Annotated in this window: 17 protein-coding genes; 15 read left to right on the top strand and 2 right to left on the bottom strand. The window is 62.5% G+C overall.

Annotation, left to right across the window (positions count from 1 at the left end; translation table 11 throughout):
- Positions 1-11 precede the first annotated feature (11 nt).
- Positions 12-935, bottom strand: coding sequence for a non-homologous end joining protein Ku (gene ku / locus AC1DYR_RS00085; RefSeq protein ID WP_477703301.1), 924 nt, complete (start codon positions 933-935; stop codon positions 12-14).
- Between the two features lie 214 nt (positions 936-1,149).
- Here ku and AC1DYR_RS00080 point away from each other — a divergent pair, with 214 nt between their 5' ends.
- The 10 genes from AC1DYR_RS00080 (at position 1,150) to AC1DYR_RS00035 (ending at position 11,221) form a co-directional block, all read left to right on the top strand.
- Positions 1,150-1,611: a CHRD domain-containing protein gene (locus tag AC1DYR_RS00080; protein WP_477703300.1), complete on the top strand. Its 462-nt coding sequence runs from the start codon at positions 1,150-1,152 to the stop codon at positions 1,609-1,611.
- A gap of 103 nt (positions 1,612-1,714) precedes the next feature.
- Positions 1,715-2,173: a MarR family winged helix-turn-helix transcriptional regulator gene (locus AC1DYR_RS00075; RefSeq protein ID WP_477703299.1), complete on the top strand. Its 459-nt coding sequence runs from the start codon at positions 1,715-1,717 to the stop codon at positions 2,171-2,173.
- Positions 2,174-2,233: 60 nt separating this feature from the next.
- On the top strand, positions 2,234-3,538 hold the full coding sequence (hmgA, locus tag AC1DYR_RS00070; protein WP_477703298.1) for a homogentisate 1,2-dioxygenase: 1,305 nt from the start codon (positions 2,234-2,236) through the stop codon (positions 3,536-3,538).
- Positions 3,539-3,543: 5 nt separating this feature from the next.
- Positions 3,544-4,821 (top strand): fumarylacetoacetase, encoded by a 1,278-nt coding sequence (gene fahA, locus AC1DYR_RS00065; RefSeq protein ID WP_477703297.1) that lies wholly within the window; start codon positions 3,544-3,546, stop codon positions 4,819-4,821.
- 263 nt (positions 4,822-5,084) lie between these two features.
- Positions 5,085-6,248: a cytochrome P450 gene (locus AC1DYR_RS00060; protein ID WP_477703296.1), complete on the top strand. Its 1,164-nt coding sequence runs from the start codon at positions 5,085-5,087 to the stop codon at positions 6,246-6,248.
- A gap of 20 nt (positions 6,249-6,268) precedes the next feature.
- The gene (locus tag AC1DYR_RS00055; RefSeq protein WP_477703295.1) at positions 6,269-6,613 is read left to right on the top strand and encodes an antibiotic biosynthesis monooxygenase family protein; all 345 of its coding nucleotides are present in this window, start codon (positions 6,269-6,271) and stop codon (positions 6,611-6,613) included.
- Between the two features lie 155 nt (positions 6,614-6,768).
- Positions 6,769-9,168: a YgiQ family radical SAM protein gene (locus AC1DYR_RS00050; RefSeq protein ID WP_477703294.1), complete on the top strand. Its 2,400-nt coding sequence runs from the start codon at positions 6,769-6,771 to the stop codon at positions 9,166-9,168.
- 296 nt (positions 9,169-9,464) lie between these two features.
- Positions 9,465-9,680, top strand: a complete 216-nt coding sequence (locus tag AC1DYR_RS00045) for a YgaP family membrane protein (protein WP_477703293.1) — start codon at positions 9,465-9,467, stop codon at positions 9,678-9,680.
- A complete protein-coding gene (locus tag AC1DYR_RS00040; protein ID WP_477703292.1) occupies positions 9,680-10,225 on the top strand; it encodes an RNA polymerase sigma factor in 546 nt (181 codons plus the stop codon). Before AC1DYR_RS00045 ends, AC1DYR_RS00040 begins: the two co-directional genes overlap by 1 nt.
- A 153-nt stretch (positions 10,226-10,378) precedes the next feature.
- On the top strand, positions 10,379-11,221 hold the full coding sequence (locus AC1DYR_RS00035) for a hypothetical protein (RefSeq protein WP_477703291.1): 843 nt from the start codon (positions 10,379-10,381) through the stop codon (positions 11,219-11,221).
- A gap of 77 nt (positions 11,222-11,298) precedes the next feature.
- Here the strand turns inward: AC1DYR_RS00035 and AC1DYR_RS00030 are convergent, their stop codons facing one another.
- The gene (locus tag AC1DYR_RS00030; protein ID WP_477703290.1) at positions 11,299-12,183 is read right to left on the bottom strand and encodes a CoA transferase; all 885 of its coding nucleotides are present in this window, start codon (positions 12,181-12,183) and stop codon (positions 11,299-11,301) included.
- A gap of 284 nt (positions 12,184-12,467) precedes the next feature.
- On the opposite strand from AC1DYR_RS00030, the gene AC1DYR_RS00025 reads away from it, so the two are divergent.
- The 5 genes from AC1DYR_RS00025 (at position 12,468) to AC1DYR_RS00005 (ending at position 14,729) form a co-directional block, all read left to right on the top strand.
- Positions 12,468-13,037, top strand: coding sequence for a DUF2975 domain-containing protein (locus AC1DYR_RS00025; protein WP_477703289.1), 570 nt, complete (start codon positions 12,468-12,470; stop codon positions 13,035-13,037).
- 19 nt (positions 13,038-13,056) lie between these two features.
- Entirely contained in the window at positions 13,057-13,272 is a 216-nt protein-coding gene (locus tag AC1DYR_RS00020; protein WP_477703288.1) for a helix-turn-helix domain-containing protein, read from the top strand.
- Between the two features lie 22 nt (positions 13,273-13,294).
- Complete coding sequence (locus AC1DYR_RS00015; protein ID WP_477648716.1) at positions 13,295-13,495, top strand: hypothetical protein; 201 nt, start codon at positions 13,295-13,297, stop codon at positions 13,493-13,495.
- A gap of 49 nt (positions 13,496-13,544) precedes the next feature.
- Positions 13,545-13,874: a TfoX/Sxy family protein gene (locus AC1DYR_RS00010; protein ID WP_477703287.1), complete on the top strand. Its 330-nt coding sequence runs from the start codon at positions 13,545-13,547 to the stop codon at positions 13,872-13,874.
- A 303-nt stretch (positions 13,875-14,177) separates the two neighbouring features.
- Positions 14,178-14,729 (top strand): hypothetical protein, encoded by a 552-nt coding sequence (locus tag AC1DYR_RS00005; RefSeq protein ID WP_477703286.1) that lies wholly within the window; start codon positions 14,178-14,180, stop codon positions 14,727-14,729.
- Positions 14,730-14,971 lie beyond the last annotated feature (242 nt).

The raw sequence follows: 14,971 nt of genomic DNA, 5'->3' as shown, positions 1-14,971 counted from the left end.
GCGGCCGGCACTCAGGCGGCGCGCCGCCTCGCGGGCGCATGCGGGGCCGATTTGGCTGCGGTTTTCTTGCGTGCCGGGGTTTTGGTGGACGCCTTGGTCGTGGTTGCTGCTTTGGCCTTGGGTGCTTCGCCACCGCCTTTGCGCAGGCTGCGCTGCAACAACTCGGTGAGGTCGATGATCTTGGCGCTGGAGCGGCCTTCGGTCTCCTCTTCCTCCGGCTGCACCACATTCTCCAGCTTGCCTGCTTTGGCCTTGCGTTTGACCAGCGCCATGATGTCGTCCTTGAAGGAGTCGGTGAACTGGTCGGGCTTCCACTTGCCGGTCATGTCGTCCACCAGCTGTTTGGCCATGGCGAGCTCCTTGTCGGTCAGGCCCGCCGCCTTGGCGCCCACCGGTGGCAGGTTGAGCTCTTCCAGCGAACGGATGTCTGCGCCCCAGCGCAGCAGGTTCAGAATCAATGCGGGTCCGGAGGGCACCAACACGGCCAGATGCTGCTTGGTCTGGATGATGACGCGGGCGATGCCCACGCGCTGGGTTTTCAGCAGGGTGTCGCGCAGCAGCGCGTAAACCTTCTGGCCCTTGTTGATGGGCGCGATGTAGTAGGGGCGTTCCAGGTAGACAAAGGGGATCTCGGTGTTGGGCACAAAGCTTTCGATCTCGATGGTCTGCGTGGTCTTGGGGTAGGCCGACTTGATCTCTTCTTCCGACAGCACCACGTACTGGCCGTCTTCGTATTCGACGCCCTTGACGATGTTTTCCCGGGTGATTTCTTTGCCCGTGCGCTTGTTGACGCGCTTGTAACCCACAGGGTCCATGCTGCGCTTGTCCAGCCAGTCGAAGTCAATGCCGCTCTCCGAGGTGGCCGAATGCAGCGCTACGGGGATGTGAACCAGGCCGAAACTGATGGCCCCTTTCCATAAAACGCGCGATGCCATGGTGTGAGTCTTTCTGCTGATGATTGCGGGCTGGCCTGAGGGAGTGCAGGCCACAACGATCAGGCCAGTCTCCGGCCCGCGTGCACGCAGGCGTGTCGGTGTGCGATGGGGTACGGGCGTCGTCCGGAACCGACTGTTCGCATGGGGTTTGTCCTACGGGTTTGACCCGCGTGCAGCACGCACAATCGGCAGCAACTTTTCAAGGAGCCGACCCATGCTTTCACGCCGCACCGCCACCCGAGTTTCCCTTGCCGCGATGGCCGTAGCCGCTGCTGCCATCACGGGCTGCGGCGTGATGAACAAGCAATCCAGCCTGGTCGCCTTCACCACACAGCTTCGCGGCGCCAATGAGGTGCCCGCCAATGCCAGCATCGGTAGCGGCTCGGTCGATGCCGTTTTCGATACCAGCACCAACCTGCTGCGCTGGAAAGTCAATTACACCCGTTTGACCGGCCCGGCGACTGCGGGACACTTCCATGGCCCGGCCGCCATCGGCGCCAATGCCGGTGTTGCTTTGGGGTGGGCCAGCCCCATCCGCAGCCCCATGGACGGCAGCGCCACGCTGACGGCCGCCCAGGCCGCCGACCTGATGGCCGGCCGCTGGTATGCCAACATCCACACGGCCGCTTATCCCGCAGGGGAAGTGCGCGGCCAGATGACGATGGTGCGTAACTAGGGCCTCCCGAGAGGGTCCTCGGGTCTGTCTTGATAAATGGTTGCGGGCGCAACCGGATCGGTTTATAGTTGCGGGCGCAACCATAAATTTACCCGGTCGCTACATGATCAAGCTCGACAGAACCCTGACCTACCGCCTGCACCTTCTGCACAAGCTGACGGATATTGAAAGCCAGCGTGCTTATGTGGCGGATGCGCGCCTGTCGATGAGTGATGCCCGCTGCCTCACGGCCGTGGGCACCTTCGCACCGCTGTCGGTGAACGACCTCGCGCAAAAAGCCAATCTGAACAAAGGCCAGGCCAGCCGTGCGGCCCAGTCGCTGGTCGATCAGGGCCTGGTCGTCAAGGCCGCCAGCCCGACGGACGGGCGCGGCGTGGTGCTGACCCTCACCCCCAAAGGCAAGAAAGCATGGCAGCGCACCATGAACGTTGTGGACCAGCGCAACCAGGATATTTTTGGCGTGCTGAGCGCGGCGGAGCGCACGCAGCTCAGCGATTTTTTCGACAGGCTGATCGAGAAGGCCAAGGCCAGCGGTGGTGGGCCCGGAGATGCCGAAAAATGATGGCGTCGATTCGTCGAACTGAACATTGCTGAACATTGCAGACTCCGGGGAGAAACATCCATGACCACCAACACCTTGCATTACCAGTCCGGCTTCGGCAATGAATTTGCCAGCGAGGCCGTTGCCGGCGCGCTGCCGCAAGGGCGCAACAGCCCGCAGCGTGCGCCGCATGACCTGTACACCGAGCTGATTTCCGGCACCGCCTTCACCGCGCCGCGCGCCGAGAACCGCCGCACCTGGATGTACCGCCGCCAGCCTTCTGTGATGACAGGTGGCTACAAGCCGTATGAACAGCCGCAGTGGACAACCGGCGCGGCGGGTGGCTGCGCCGTGCCGCCCGATCCCTTGCGCTGGAATCCATTCGCCATTCCCCCCGAGCCGCTGGATTTTGTGGACGGCATTCGCACTGTGGCCGCCAATGGCGACGCCGAAGCGCAGACGGGCATGGCCGCGCAAGTGTATGTCGGCAACCGTTCCATGTCGCAGCGCGCGCTGGTCAATGCCGACGGCGAGATGCTGCTGGTGCCGCAGCAGGGCCGCCTGGTGGTGACGACCGAGCTGGGTATCCTGGATGTCAACCCCGGGGAAATCGCCGTGGTGCCGCGTGGCATGGCCTTCAGCGTGGCCTTGCCTGACGGCGCATCACGCGGCTACGTCTGCGAAAACTACGGCGCGCACTTTCGCCTGCCGGAGCTCGGCCCCATCGGCTCCAACGGCCTGGCCAATGCGCGTGATTTCCTGGCGCCCACGGCGGCGTTCGACAGCGCGCCTGCGCCCAAGGGCGGCTTTGAGATCGTCAAGAAATTCGGCGGCCGCCTGTGGTCGGCCAGGCAAGCCGCCAGCCCCTTCAATGTGGTGGCCTGGCACGGCAACCTGGTGCCCTACAAGTACGACACGGCCCATTTCATGACCATCGGCTCCATCAGCTACGACCATCCGGACCCGTCCATCTTCACCGTGCTGACCTCGCCCTCGGACACGCCGGGCACGGCCAACTGCGACTTCGTGATCTTTCCGCCACGCTGGCTGGTGGCCGAGAACACTTTCCGTCCGCCCTGGTACCACCGCAACCTCATGAGCGAGTTCATGGGCCTGGTCTATGGCCAGTACGACGCCAAGCCGGAAGGCTTCAAGCCCGGCGGCGCATCGCTGCACAACTGCATGGTGCCGCACGGGCCCGACACCGAAGCCTTCGAGAAAGCCAGCTCTGCCGCGCTGGCGCCGCACAAACTGGACAACACGCTGGCCTTCATGTTTGAAAGCCGCTACCGCTTCATCCCCACAGCCTATGCGATGGAAGGCGGAGCACTGGATGCCGGCTACAGCAGTTGCTGGGCCGGGCTCAAAGACCAGTTCAAGGGCTGACGCGCATGAACCAGTCACTCAACGCCACCCACGACCCTGAGCTGCGCAGCTGGGTCGCATCTGCGAATGACGCGGGAACAGACTTTCCGATCCAGAACCTGCCATTTGGCACCTACAGCCATGGGCCGGACGGGGAGCGGAAGATTGGCGTAGCCGTTGGCGACCAGGTGCTGGATGTTCGGGCGGCCGGGCTGCTCGATACCGGTGACATGAATGAGTTGATGGCCCAGAGCCCGGCGACGACGAGCGCGCTGAGAGCTGCGATCTCGCGAGGCCTCGCAGAGGGCAGCTCAAAGCAAACTGAGTGGAAGAACTTTTTGTCCCGCCAGGATTCGGTGACCCTGCACCTGCCTTGCCGTATCGGCGACTACACCGACTTCTACACTGGCATCCACCACGCCACCACTGTGGGCAAGTTGTTTCGGCCTGACGCACCGCTGCTACCCAACTACAAGTGGGTTCCCATAGGCTATCACGGCCGCGCGTCGTCCATCGGCGTGAGCGGCCAGGCCGTTCCCCGCCCGCCGGGCCAGACCAAAGGCCCGGACGACGCAGCGCCCGCGTTGCGGCCCACCCAGCGACTCGACTACGAACTGGAACTCGGCGTGCTGGTGGGGCAGGGCAACGCGCTGGGCGAACCCATCGCCATGGCTCAGGCTGAAGCACATGCCTTTGGCATGGTGCTGCTGAACGACTGGTCAGCACGTGACGTGCAGGCCTGGGAATACCAGCCGCTCGGCCCGTTCCTGTCCAAAAACTTTGCCAGCACCCTTTCGCCGTGGGTCGTCACGATGGAGGCGCTGGCGCCGTTTCGCGCACCGTTTGTGCGGCCCGAAGGCGACCCGCAGCCATTGCCCTACCTGGACTCGGAGGGCAACCGCCGCCTGGGCAGTATGGATGTGGCGCTGGAAGTGTGGTTAGAGACCGAGGCCATGCGGGAAGCCGGCCAGGGTCCCGAGCGCCTGTCGCAGTCGAACTTTCGCGACGCCTACTGGACGGTGGCGCAGCTGCTCACGCACCACACCGTCAACGGCTGCAATCTGCAGCCGGGCGATTTGCTGGGCTCTGGCACGCTGTCAGGCCCGGCGCCGGAACAGGCCGGCTCGCTGCTGGAGCTGAGCTCGGGCGGCAAGAATGCGTTGACCTTAACCAATGGCGAAAGGCGTACCTTCCTGCAGGACGGGGACGCCGTCATCCTGCGTGCAAGCTGCGCGCGTGAAGGCTTCCGGCGGATTGGTTTTGGCGAATGCCGTGGGCAGGTGCTGCCGGTCAGGGGTCTGTAAAGCACCTTGTGTTGCAGGTGCATTTTGCTATCAAGTTGATAGCTGCTCGCGCTTGTTAAATAAGGGCTGGCGGCGCTTTTCATGCTAGAAATGCTGGTTTTTAGCATTTCAGGGCCGGTAAATCCCCCCAATAGCGGCTTCGGAGCTCTTTAACCCTGCCGGCTGGCTGTGTCCATGTCCCCACAGGAGGACCCGGCGGGGCAACTGCCAACACTTCGCTCCGCGACGAAGCACCCGGTCAGCCCTTGCGCAAGAATGGCAGCATGCATCCCGAACACATTCTTGCGGCACCCAGCCACCCCAACCCCTATCCTTATTACGCCGCGCTGGTGGCCGGCCCGCCGCTGGTGTTTGACGCAGCACGCAAGCTCTGGGTCGCCACCAGTGCGGCAGCGGTCAATGCCGTGCTGCGCAACCCGGCGTGCCGCGTACGGCCTGCGGCTGAGCCCGTGCCGCAGGCCATCGTCGGGTCGGCGGCGGGTGAGGTGTTCGGCCACCTGGTTCGCATGAACGACGGCATCCGGCACGACGCACCCAAACTGGCCTTGCAGCGTTTTCTGGCCGCGCTGGATCTGGACCGTGTTGGCGAGCGCACCGGGTTGATTGGGGCGAAAGCCACGGGTGGCGAACCCCTGCGCGGGGCAGCGTTGTCGGATTGGGCTTTTGACGTGCCCGTGATGGCAGTCGCCGATGCCCTGGGTTTTGCGCAGGCCGAGCTGCCGCGCGTTGCGGGCTGGACGCGCGACTTTGTGGCCTGCCTCTCGCCGCTCAGCACGCCGGAGCAACTGGCTGCGGCGGGTGACGCCGCAGCAGCCTTGCTGGCAAGGTTCTCGGCGCTGGTGCAGGCGGAGGCAAACCCGGAGAGCGCCGTTGCCCGTGTCCGGCTGGAAGCGCAGAAGGCGGGCTGGCATGACGCTGCAGCGTTGCTCGCCAACCTGGTCGGCCTGCTGTCGCAGACCTGCGAGGCGACCGCCGGCCTTGTCGGGAACAGCCTGGTGGCCCTGGCCACGCAACCGGGCCTGGCCGAAACAGTGGGTCAGGACAGGAGCAAGCTGCTTCAGATGGTGAACGAGGTCAGCCGCCACGACCCGTCCATCCACAATACGCGCCGTTTTGTGGCAGAGGCAACAGAGGTGGCGGAGGTTTCCCTGAGGGCGGGTGATGCCATCCTGGTGGTTCTGGCGGCCGCCGGCCGTGACCCCTTGTGCAACCCGCAGCCCGACCGGTTTTTGCTGGACCGCGCGAGCCGTGAGGTGCCCGGTTTTGGCCGGGGCGCGCACCAGTGCCCCGGCCAGGCGCTGGCCTGCACCGTCGCTACCACGGCCGTCCAGGCCTTGCTGGATTCAGGCAGGCTGCAGTTGCCGAAACCGGAAGGCTGGAACTACCGACCTTCCATGAACGCCCGCATCCCCGTTTTTTCTGACTGATACCAGACTGAAAGCCCCACGTGATCGCCATCATTTTTGAAGTGCAGCCCGCCGAGGGCAACATGCAAACCTACCTTGATATCGCCGCAGCGCTCAAGCCGCAGCTGGAGCAAATTGATGGCTTCATCTCCGTGGAGCGGTTTCAAAGCCTGAGCAATCCCGGCAAGCTGCTGTCGCTGTCATTTTTCAGGGATGAAGCCGCGGTGCTGGAATGGCGCCGTCTCGAGTCCCACCGCAAGGCGCAAAGCCGCGGGCGCGGCGGCGTGTTTGAGAATTACCGCCTGCGCGTGGCCCACGTGCTGCGTGACTACGGGCTGAATGAGCGTGACGAGGCGCCAGCGGACAGCCGCGAGCAGCATGGCTAGGTCTTGATTGGGGTCGGACGGCAAGGCGCAATCCGTGGCCGTACAGCCACTTTTGATCCCCAATGTGCTCAGGGAAGGCATTTGTAGGGCTTAAATGCCGAATAAAGAGGCAAAACTCAGGGTAAACCTTACAATGGAGGGTTACCCAAACGCCCATGAACGCTCCTGTCGACGTCTCCTTCTTTACGCGCGCAGCCAAGCCGCTCACCAGTTACCGCAAGTACTGGGCGGCCCGCTTTGGCACGGCCAAATTTCTGCCCACCAGCCGGGCCGAAATGGACGCGCTCGGCTGGGACAGCTGCGACATCATCATCGTCACGGGCGATGCCTATGTAGACCACCCGAGCTTCGGTATGGCCGTCATTGGCCGCATGCTGGAGGCGCAAGGCTTTCGCGTCGGCATCATCGCCCAGCCCGACTGGCAAAGCGCCGAACCTTTCCGTGTGCTGGGCAAGCCCAACCTGTTCTTCGGCGTGACCGCCGGCAACATGGACTCGATGATCAACCGCTACACGGCTGACCACAAAATTCGCAGCGACGACGCCTACACCCCCGGCGACATCGGCGGCAAACGCCCCGACCGCGCGGCGCTGGTGTATTCACAGCGCTGCCGCGAAGCCTACAAAGACGTGCCTATCATCCTGGGCGGCATTGAAGGTTCGCTGCGCCGCATCGCGCACTACGACTACTGGTCCGACAAAGTACGCCGCAGCGTAGTGGTCGATGCGAAATGTGACCTGCTGCTTTACGGCAACGCCGAACGCGCGATTGTCGAAATCGCCCACCGCTTGGCCGCCAAAGAGCCGGTGGCCAGCATTACCGACGTTCGCGGCACCGCCTTTATCCGCCGCAGCGGCGACGAAACCGCCAACGGCTGGTTTGAAATCGATTCCACCAGCGTGGATGCGCCGGGCCGGGTCGAAGCGCATGTCAACCCGTATCTGATGATTTCCGACCAGGCGCGCGAGCAGGGCGCTACCTGCGCGCGGGAAGACGAAGCGGCTGAAGTCGCGGTTGAGGCTGAAGCGAAAGGCTCGCCTGTAGTCGCCAAGGCAGCCAAGCCTGCCGCTGCAGCCAACCCGGCCATCAAGCCGCTGACTTTCGTCGCCAACCCCAAACTGCCGTCAACGGTGCACACCGCGCAAGGCAAGATCAAGGTTCCGCCGCGCGACCGCTCCGTTATTCGTTTGCCGTCGTACGAGCAGGTCAAGAGCGATGCGGTGCTGTATGCCCACGCCAACCGCGTGCTGCACCTCGAAACCAACCCCGGCAACGCCCGCGCCCTGGTACAGGCCCACGGCGAGGGTGCCACGGCGCGCGACGTGTGGATCACGCCGCCGCCCATCCCGCTGACCACGGCCGAGATGGACTACGTCTTCGATTTGCCCTACGCGCGCTCACCGCACCCGCGCTACGCCGACGAAAACGGCAGCCATGACGGCGCCACCAAGATCCCGGCTTGGGAGATGATCCGCTTCAGCGTGAACATCATGCGCGGCTGCTTCGGCGGCTGCACCTTCTGCTCGATTACCGAGCACGAAGGCCGCATCATCCAGAGCCGCTCTGAAGACTCCGTGATCCGCGAGATCGAGGCGATCCGCGACACCGTCAAGGGTTTTACCGGCGCGATCTCCGACCTGGGTGGTCCCACTGCCAACATGTACCGCATCGGCTGCAAGTCGCCCGAAATCGAAGCCGCCTGCCGCAAGCCGAGCTGTGTGTACCCGGGCATCTGCTCGAACCTCAACACCGACCACAACCCGCTCATCAAGATGTACCGCCGCGCGCGGGCCTTGAAGGGCGTGAAGAAGATTCTCATCAGCTCGGGCCTGCGCTACGATCTGGCCGTGCAAAGCCCCGAGTACGTGAAAGAGCTTGTCAGCCATCACGTGGGCGGCTACCTCAAGATCGCGCCCGAGCACACCGAGCAGGGCCCGCTCACCAAGATGATGAAGCCCGGCATCGGCAGCTATGACAAGTTCAAGCAGATGTTCGACAAGTACAGCCTCGAAGCCGGCAAGAAGCAGTTCCTGATTCCGTACTTCATCGCCGCCCACCCGGGCACCAGCGACGAGGACATGATGAACCTGGCGGTCTGGCTCAAGAAAAACGGCTTCCGCGCCGACCAGGTGCAGACGTTTTACCCAAGCCCGATGGCCACGGCCACGACGATGTACCACACCAACAAGAACCCGCTGCGCAAGATCACGCGCGACAGCGAGACGGTGGACATCGTGCGCGGTGAGCGCCGCCGGCGCCTGCACAAGGCCTTTTTGCGCTACCACGACCCCAACAACTGGCCGGTGCTGCGCGAGGCCCTCAAGGCCATGGGCCGCGCTGATTTGATCGGCAACGGCAAGCACCATTTGATCCCGACCTTCCAGCCGATGACCGACGGCAGCTACACCAGCGCGCGGCGCAAGAACTCGACCGGCACGGCCGCCACGGTGAAAGCTTCGCCGGTGGTCAAGGGGCGCCTCTTGACCCGCCACACCGGCCTGCCGCCGCTGGCGCAGGGCGCCGGTGGCAAGCCCGGTGGCCGCAAGGGCCGCTAGGCGCTGCCAACGCAGGCATTTCGAGGTAAAAAGGCTCCGATGGAGCCTTTTTTATGACGAAATTGGCTTCTGACCCAATAGGAACATGCGCGAGCAGCTATCGAATTGATAGCCCCGGAATGCGCGAATTAGTAGCCCGGCAGCTCCGGCATGCCCGGCTAAGCTTGGCCGGTTCTTCATTCGAACGATATTCCAGCAAATATTCCAACAATATTTTCCCCAACGTGAATCCTTTTGCCCGCATGACCCCTCCTTGCAGCGATGCCGCGTTTTTGACGGCAGCCAAAGGAGATTTCATGTTCTATCGCAAAAATGTGGGGCCCAAAGAGCGTTGGGCGCGTGGCGTGTCCGGTGCCTTGATGGCCGTTTGCGGCCTGCTGGTGCTGGGTGTGACGCCACTCGGGTTGCTCATGGCCTGCGCCGGCGTGGTCACGGTGCTGACAGGGCTGTTGGGTTTTTGCCCGGCTTGCGCCATGGTGGGCCGCAAGCTGGAAAAGCCGGGCCCTTGGTGATGGCCATTGAAATAGCCCTTTTTGCCGCAGCGCAGGCCGGTGACCCGGCCGCGCTGGCCTCGCTGCTGCGGCAGCTGCAGCCCGATGCCCGCCGCTACGCCCGCTACCAGTGCCACCGCGGCTCTGCCATCGAAGACGTGGTGCAGGAGGCGCTCATCATCATCTACCGCCGCGTCGGCACCGTGCGTGACGCCGCAGCCCTGGGCGGCTGGATGTTCAAGATCATCGCGCGGCTGTGCATGCTGCCGGCGCTTGCGCTGATGCGCGGCACCCAGGCGCTTACCGACTACGACAAGGACAAGTACTTCGCGCAGATGCCGCAGGACGAACTGCGCATCGACCTGGTCCGGGCACTGGAATCCTTGCCGCTGATGTACCGCGAAGTGGTTTTGCTGCGCGACATGGAGCAGCTCACCATCACCGAAATCGCGCGGCGCCTTCAGCTCACCCGCGAGGCCACCAAAAGCCGCATCCACCGGGCGCGTGCCATGGTGCGTGAATACCTGCGGCCTGAGGGAGCCGCCGGCGAGAAGACCGTCGCATGACGCGGTTTTACGTCATGGACTTCTTGCAGTCAGCAGGAGAGGGTAGTTACGGCCGCATGTGATGTGGTTCTCTGGCAAGATAAGTGGAGGCAAGCCGCCAGGCCTCAGGCCTTCTACTGGCCCCGGCCTTCATTCACACCTTCTGGAGACACCATGGACATTGCCCGCAAAGCACTTGCAGCTTTCACCATGGCCGCCGTGCTGGCCTGTGCATGGCTGGCGCCGCTGGATGCGCCCGCCATGCGGCAGGTGGATGCCGGCCTGAAAAGGGCGCTGCTGAGTTTTGCCACGGCCAGGCTGCTCAACGGCGTGATTTCGGTGGCGCAGGGGACCGAAGCGTCGGTGCAGCCTTTTGGCGTGGGTGTCACGTTTGCGCCGGGGCAAATCCTGGATCCTGTCAACGACCTGGTGGAGCAGTTTTCGCATTTGATGCTGGCGGCCAGCGTGGCCTTCGGCGTTCAGAAAGCCTTGATCAGCATCGGCAGCTACTGGCCGGTATCGCTGGCGCTGAGTGCCACGGTGCTGGGCTGGTGGTGGTGTTACCTGCGCAGGCCGCAGGTGCCTTTGTGGCTGTCAAGGCTGCTGGTGATCCTGCTGATGCTGCGCTTTGCGGTTCCGGTGGTCACGCTGGGCACCGACATGTTGTGGCAAAAATTCCTGGCGGCCGACTACGCCGCCAGCCAGCAATTGATCGACAGCGCCACCGGCAAGGCCGGCCAGCTCAATTCGCCGGCCGCCGCAGCCCCCGACAACCGCGGCCTGGTGGACAGCCTGAAAGACTGGCTGGCAAAGAACGGTGACGTGACAAAACACTTCGAGAGCCTCAAGCGGGCGGCCGAGCAAGCCACCGAACACATCATCCGGCTCATCGTGATTTTTGTGCTGCAGACGCTGGTGATCCCCTTGCTGCTGCTGTGGGCCCTGTACGGTTTTGTCAGGCAGGTGTTGCTGGGGCAGCGCTGGCAAAGGTTGCCGGCCGCCTCCACCCTGTATTGATGCGTAAAAGGCGCCGGCGCATCTGGTTCATGCATCAAATCGACCGTTTGATCAATAAGGACGAGCGCAGGCAGCTCCTAATTTGATAGCGAGTGCAGCGGGATGTCCTGGTCCTGCGCCAGCTTGTCCAGCTCCCTGCGCGTCTTGCCCAGAAGCCAGGCCTCGATCGCCGCATGCGTGGCGGGCGCAAACATGGCCTTCATGCTGGAGGCCGCCACGCCGGCCGCCGCGCACAGGCTTGCAGCAAAGTGCGGCTCCAGCGCGGCGAGCGCTACGCGTCCGTCCTTGCATCGGTAGACGCGGTAGCCCGCATGCCCGCCGCCCACAGCAGCGCCGGGCTGGGTCAGTCCCCAGGCGCGGGGCAGGGCCAGGTAGGCCGCCGCGCCGGAAAGGGCCACTTCAAGAAAGACACCCTTGCCTTTTGCCCGCTGCTGCATCACGGCCTGCAGCACGGCCGCGCTGGCCATCAGTGAACCGCCCATGTCGGCGTACAGCGTGGCGGGCAAATCCACACCGGTGATCAGGTCGTTCTGCGCGAGGTAGGTCAGGTCGTGGCCCGGCTCGTCAGCCCGTTCCCCCGGGCTGCCGACGATGGCGACCTGGCTCAGGTGCGGGTGCTGTTTGTGCAGTGCTTTCCAGGTCAGCCCAAGCTTGGCCAGCGCCGCCGGCCTGAACGACGTGAGCAGCACGTCGGTTTTGGCCAGTTCACGGTGCAGCAGCGCCTGGCCGCGTCCGGTTTTCAGGTCGGCCGTGGCGGTGCGCACACCCGCATGCAGGGTTGCATAGGCGGTGGGGTTGTAGAGCTTCATCGGGTCACCCGATGCGCCGGCCGGCGCGCCTTCGTGCGGCGGTGGTTCCAGCTTCACGCAGCGGGCGCCCATTTCGCGGCAGCGCATCAGGGCGGCCGGGCCCGGCAGGTTGAGCGCCAGGCTCAGCACGCGCACGCCTTTGAGTGATTGCATCGGCTGGACCGCCTTGGTGGGGGAGGCTGTTTTGCGGATGGGGGCGGGTTTGGAGGGTGAGGGCTGCATGGAGGTCACTGTGAACGGGCAGGGGCCGCAAAGCGTCGGGCACCGGGCGGCTGTTGGGGGCAATTTACCTCAAACCCTTGAGCGGCGGCCTCACGGGTGTCATTGCCGGTCAGCTGGTTGGGAAGGGAATTTCTGTTTTATGACTATTAATTATTGTTTTACAGCAATTATTCTGAGACACTGAAGGCCTTTAAACAAGGCAAAGAGGTGCTCCCTTGAAAAATACGGCAACTCCCATGACCCCCGCCGGGCCGGATGTCCAGGGTATTAGCAGCGTGCTGGCCTGGGCTTGTGCCTTGCTGGCGGTGGCATTGCCGCTGGCGGTGGCTTACCACCTGCTCAGTACGCCCGTTGAAAGTCTGCTGTTGCGCGCCGGGGTTGTGTTGTCGGCGTCGCAAGCCGCTGCGCTTGACGTCACGCTGGCCCAAAAAAGCTTTGCCGCCTTGCTGGGCGTGCTGCCGGTGTGCTGCGCGTCGTATGGCCTGGTGTGTGCCATGCGCTGCTTCTCCGGCTTTTCGCAGGCCGAATATTTCAGTGTGCGCACTGTCAAATACTTTCGCGGTTTTGCTGCCGGTATTTTTGCGTCGGTGGTGGCCAGTGTGGTGTCGTCAACGCTGATCACCCTGGTGCTGACATCCGGCGCACCGGCCGGCCAGCGTGCGCTGTCCCTGGGCATGGGCAGCAATGAACTGCTGACGCTGTTGTTTGCCGGCATGGTCTGGCAAATCGCCGCCGTGATGGCGCGGGCAGTGGCACTGGCCGAAGAGAACGCGCAGTTCGTCTGACTCTTTCGTCGCTCACCGCATGCCCATCGTCGTCAAACTCGATGTGATGCTGTCTGAACGCAAGGCCAGGTCCAAAGACCTGGCCGCGTATGTCGGCATCACCGAAGCCAACCTGTCCTTGCTCAAGCAGGGCAAGGTCAAGGGCGTGCGTTTTGACACGCTGATGCGCATTTGCGAATTTCTCGACTGCCAGCCGGGGGACCTGCTGGTTTCCCGGCCGGACGACGCCACCTGATCCACTGCTTCGGAGCTTCCTCATGAAACGTCTTGCCATCGCCGCGGCCCTGGTCGCCCTGCTCAGCGCCTGCGCTGATATCAACTGGGAACAAACCGCCAAGGAGTCCGTCAAATCGGCTTGCCGGGGTGCGGGCAATTGCAGCATTCCCTGTGACCGCGCCAATCCGGCCACCTTCAATGACCCGCAATGCCTGACGGCCGGCAGGCGGCCATCGCCATAATGGCCTTCATGAAAATCAAACAAAAAATCTCTGCAGCCGGGCGGGCAGCATGAGCGCCAGCGCCGAATTCGTCCGTTATGTGCAGGAGCTACTGGTGCCATTGGGAGACATCCGCGATGGAAAGTTCTTTGGCGGCCATGCGATGAAGCACGGTGGCAAACAGTTCGCCATGGTCATGGGCAACACCCTGTACTTCCGGGTGGATGACGCCTCGCGGCCGGCGTATGAGAAGAAGGGCTCCAGGCCCTTCAGCTACTCAACGAAGAACGGTGTGGTGCAGGTGCGCAAGTACTACGCCGCGCCTGCGGAGCTGCTCGATGACCCGGCGCAGCTGCTGGTGTGGGCCCGGCAGGCGATCGCTGCAGCGGGCGGCGCCTAGCCAAACGCCAAACCAGGAAATGCGCGCGGACTTAAAGCGGCAGGCCGATATAGTTTTCGGTCAATGTCGCTGAAGAGTCCGTCGAATCGACCTGCCAGGGCAGCAGCAACTTCCGGATTGAATGCGATCCGCGCTCGGCCGCAGGTGGCGAAGCGAGTAAAGGCAATGCTTGATCTCCTCTATATACGGGAGGCTATTTGTTTCAATGAAGCTTAGACTTCATTGTTGTCTGGCCTCACAACTCTCTGGTTTTCGAGTTGATATGGGAGTGAATCATTTCTCAGTGTTAAAAAAGCAATTCCTATGCGGAAACTCTTTGAGCGCTTAGTCCGAAAAAAATGGCTTCGCAAATTGGGCGTAGCGGTGGCGGTTGTGACCGTACTAGTAGTCATGCCGATACTTGCATTTAGTCAGGCCACCATTGAAAGCATAGTAAATGGTTGGCTGTCGCAGTGCATCGCTGTTGTAGACGTTAGTCAAAAAGGTAGCGAGGCGCCAATAGTTCGGATTTACTCTTTTGGGAAAATGCCGGAGTCGCTTCCACTGACATTCTCGGTAGAAAGAGGATTGATTCAACGAATTAGTCTCTTGAATCATGTTGAACAAGAAACAACGGCCATCGAGTCCAACCTTTTGGTACACCCATTGGCCAATCAACGATGCCCAGGTGATCTTTGTCCTGAGACCAACGAACCGAGCGAAAAGCTAACAATTCGGATAAAACCGATTAGTCCGAATTATGTGTATCAGCTGCGCGTTCTTTTTACTGAACCTGATCCGGTTAATCGCCTCAAGGTATACGTTAAGCCTCTAATAGACGAAAAGATTGTCTGTCGAATAGAGCGTGCGTGTTGAATTCCGTCGAAATCTGATCCACTTATCGCAGTAATTTCCATCCAAAACTGACCCACGTAGGCACTACCCTGCTTGTTTTAAAAGCAGGGGGAATTTAGGAGTGATAGACGTGGCGACATTGAATGTCATCAGACGTTGGGCATTGCGGGATCAGATGTCCATCCGCGAGATCTCAAGGCGTACAGGCCTGGCTCGCAACACAATAAAGAAGCACCTTCGATCGGAAGAGAGCGAGCCCAAGT

It is taken from the genome of Polaromonas sp. P1_F9 (genome assembly GCF_056405615.1).
This window is presented reverse-complemented; position numbering and strand designations above follow the sequence as displayed.

Coding starts and splice junctions, on each gene's coding strand:
- ku (WP_477703301.1), bottom strand. CDS start 935: ATGGCATCGCGCGTTTTATGGAAAGGGGCCATCAGTTTCGGCCTGGTT.
- AC1DYR_RS00080 (WP_477703300.1), top strand. CDS start 1,150: ATGCTTTCACGCCGCACCGCCACCCGAGTTTCCCTTGCCGCGATGGCC.
- AC1DYR_RS00075 (WP_477703299.1), top strand. CDS start 1,715: ATGATCAAGCTCGACAGAACCCTGACCTACCGCCTGCACCTTCTGCAC.
- hmgA (WP_477703298.1), top strand. CDS start 2,234: ATGACCACCAACACCTTGCATTACCAGTCCGGCTTCGGCAATGAATTT.
- fahA (WP_477703297.1), top strand. CDS start 3,544: ATGAACCAGTCACTCAACGCCACCCACGACCCTGAGCTGCGCAGCTGG.
- AC1DYR_RS00060 (WP_477703296.1), top strand. CDS start 5,085: ATGCATCCCGAACACATTCTTGCGGCACCCAGCCACCCCAACCCCTAT.
- AC1DYR_RS00050 (WP_477703294.1), top strand. CDS start 6,769: ATGAACGCTCCTGTCGACGTCTCCTTCTTTACGCGCGCAGCCAAGCCG.
- AC1DYR_RS00045 (WP_477703293.1), top strand. CDS start 9,465: ATGTTCTATCGCAAAAATGTGGGGCCCAAAGAGCGTTGGGCGCGTGGC.
- AC1DYR_RS00040 (WP_477703292.1), top strand. CDS start 9,680: ATGGCCATTGAAATAGCCCTTTTTGCCGCAGCGCAGGCCGGTGACCCG.
- AC1DYR_RS00035 (WP_477703291.1), top strand. CDS start 10,379: ATGGACATTGCCCGCAAAGCACTTGCAGCTTTCACCATGGCCGCCGTG.
- AC1DYR_RS00030 (WP_477703290.1), bottom strand. CDS start 12,183: ATGCAATCACTCAAAGGCGTGCGCGTGCTGAGCCTGGCGCTCAACCTG.
- AC1DYR_RS00020 (WP_477703288.1), top strand. CDS start 13,057: ATGCCCATCGTCGTCAAACTCGATGTGATGCTGTCTGAACGCAAGGCC.
- AC1DYR_RS00015 (WP_477648716.1), top strand. CDS start 13,295: ATGAAACGTCTTGCCATCGCCGCGGCCCTGGTCGCCCTGCTCAGCGCC.
- AC1DYR_RS00010 (WP_477703287.1), top strand. CDS start 13,545: ATGAGCGCCAGCGCCGAATTCGTCCGTTATGTGCAGGAGCTACTGGTG.
- AC1DYR_RS00005 (WP_477703286.1), top strand. CDS start 14,178: ATGCGGAAACTCTTTGAGCGCTTAGTCCGAAAAAAATGGCTTCGCAAA.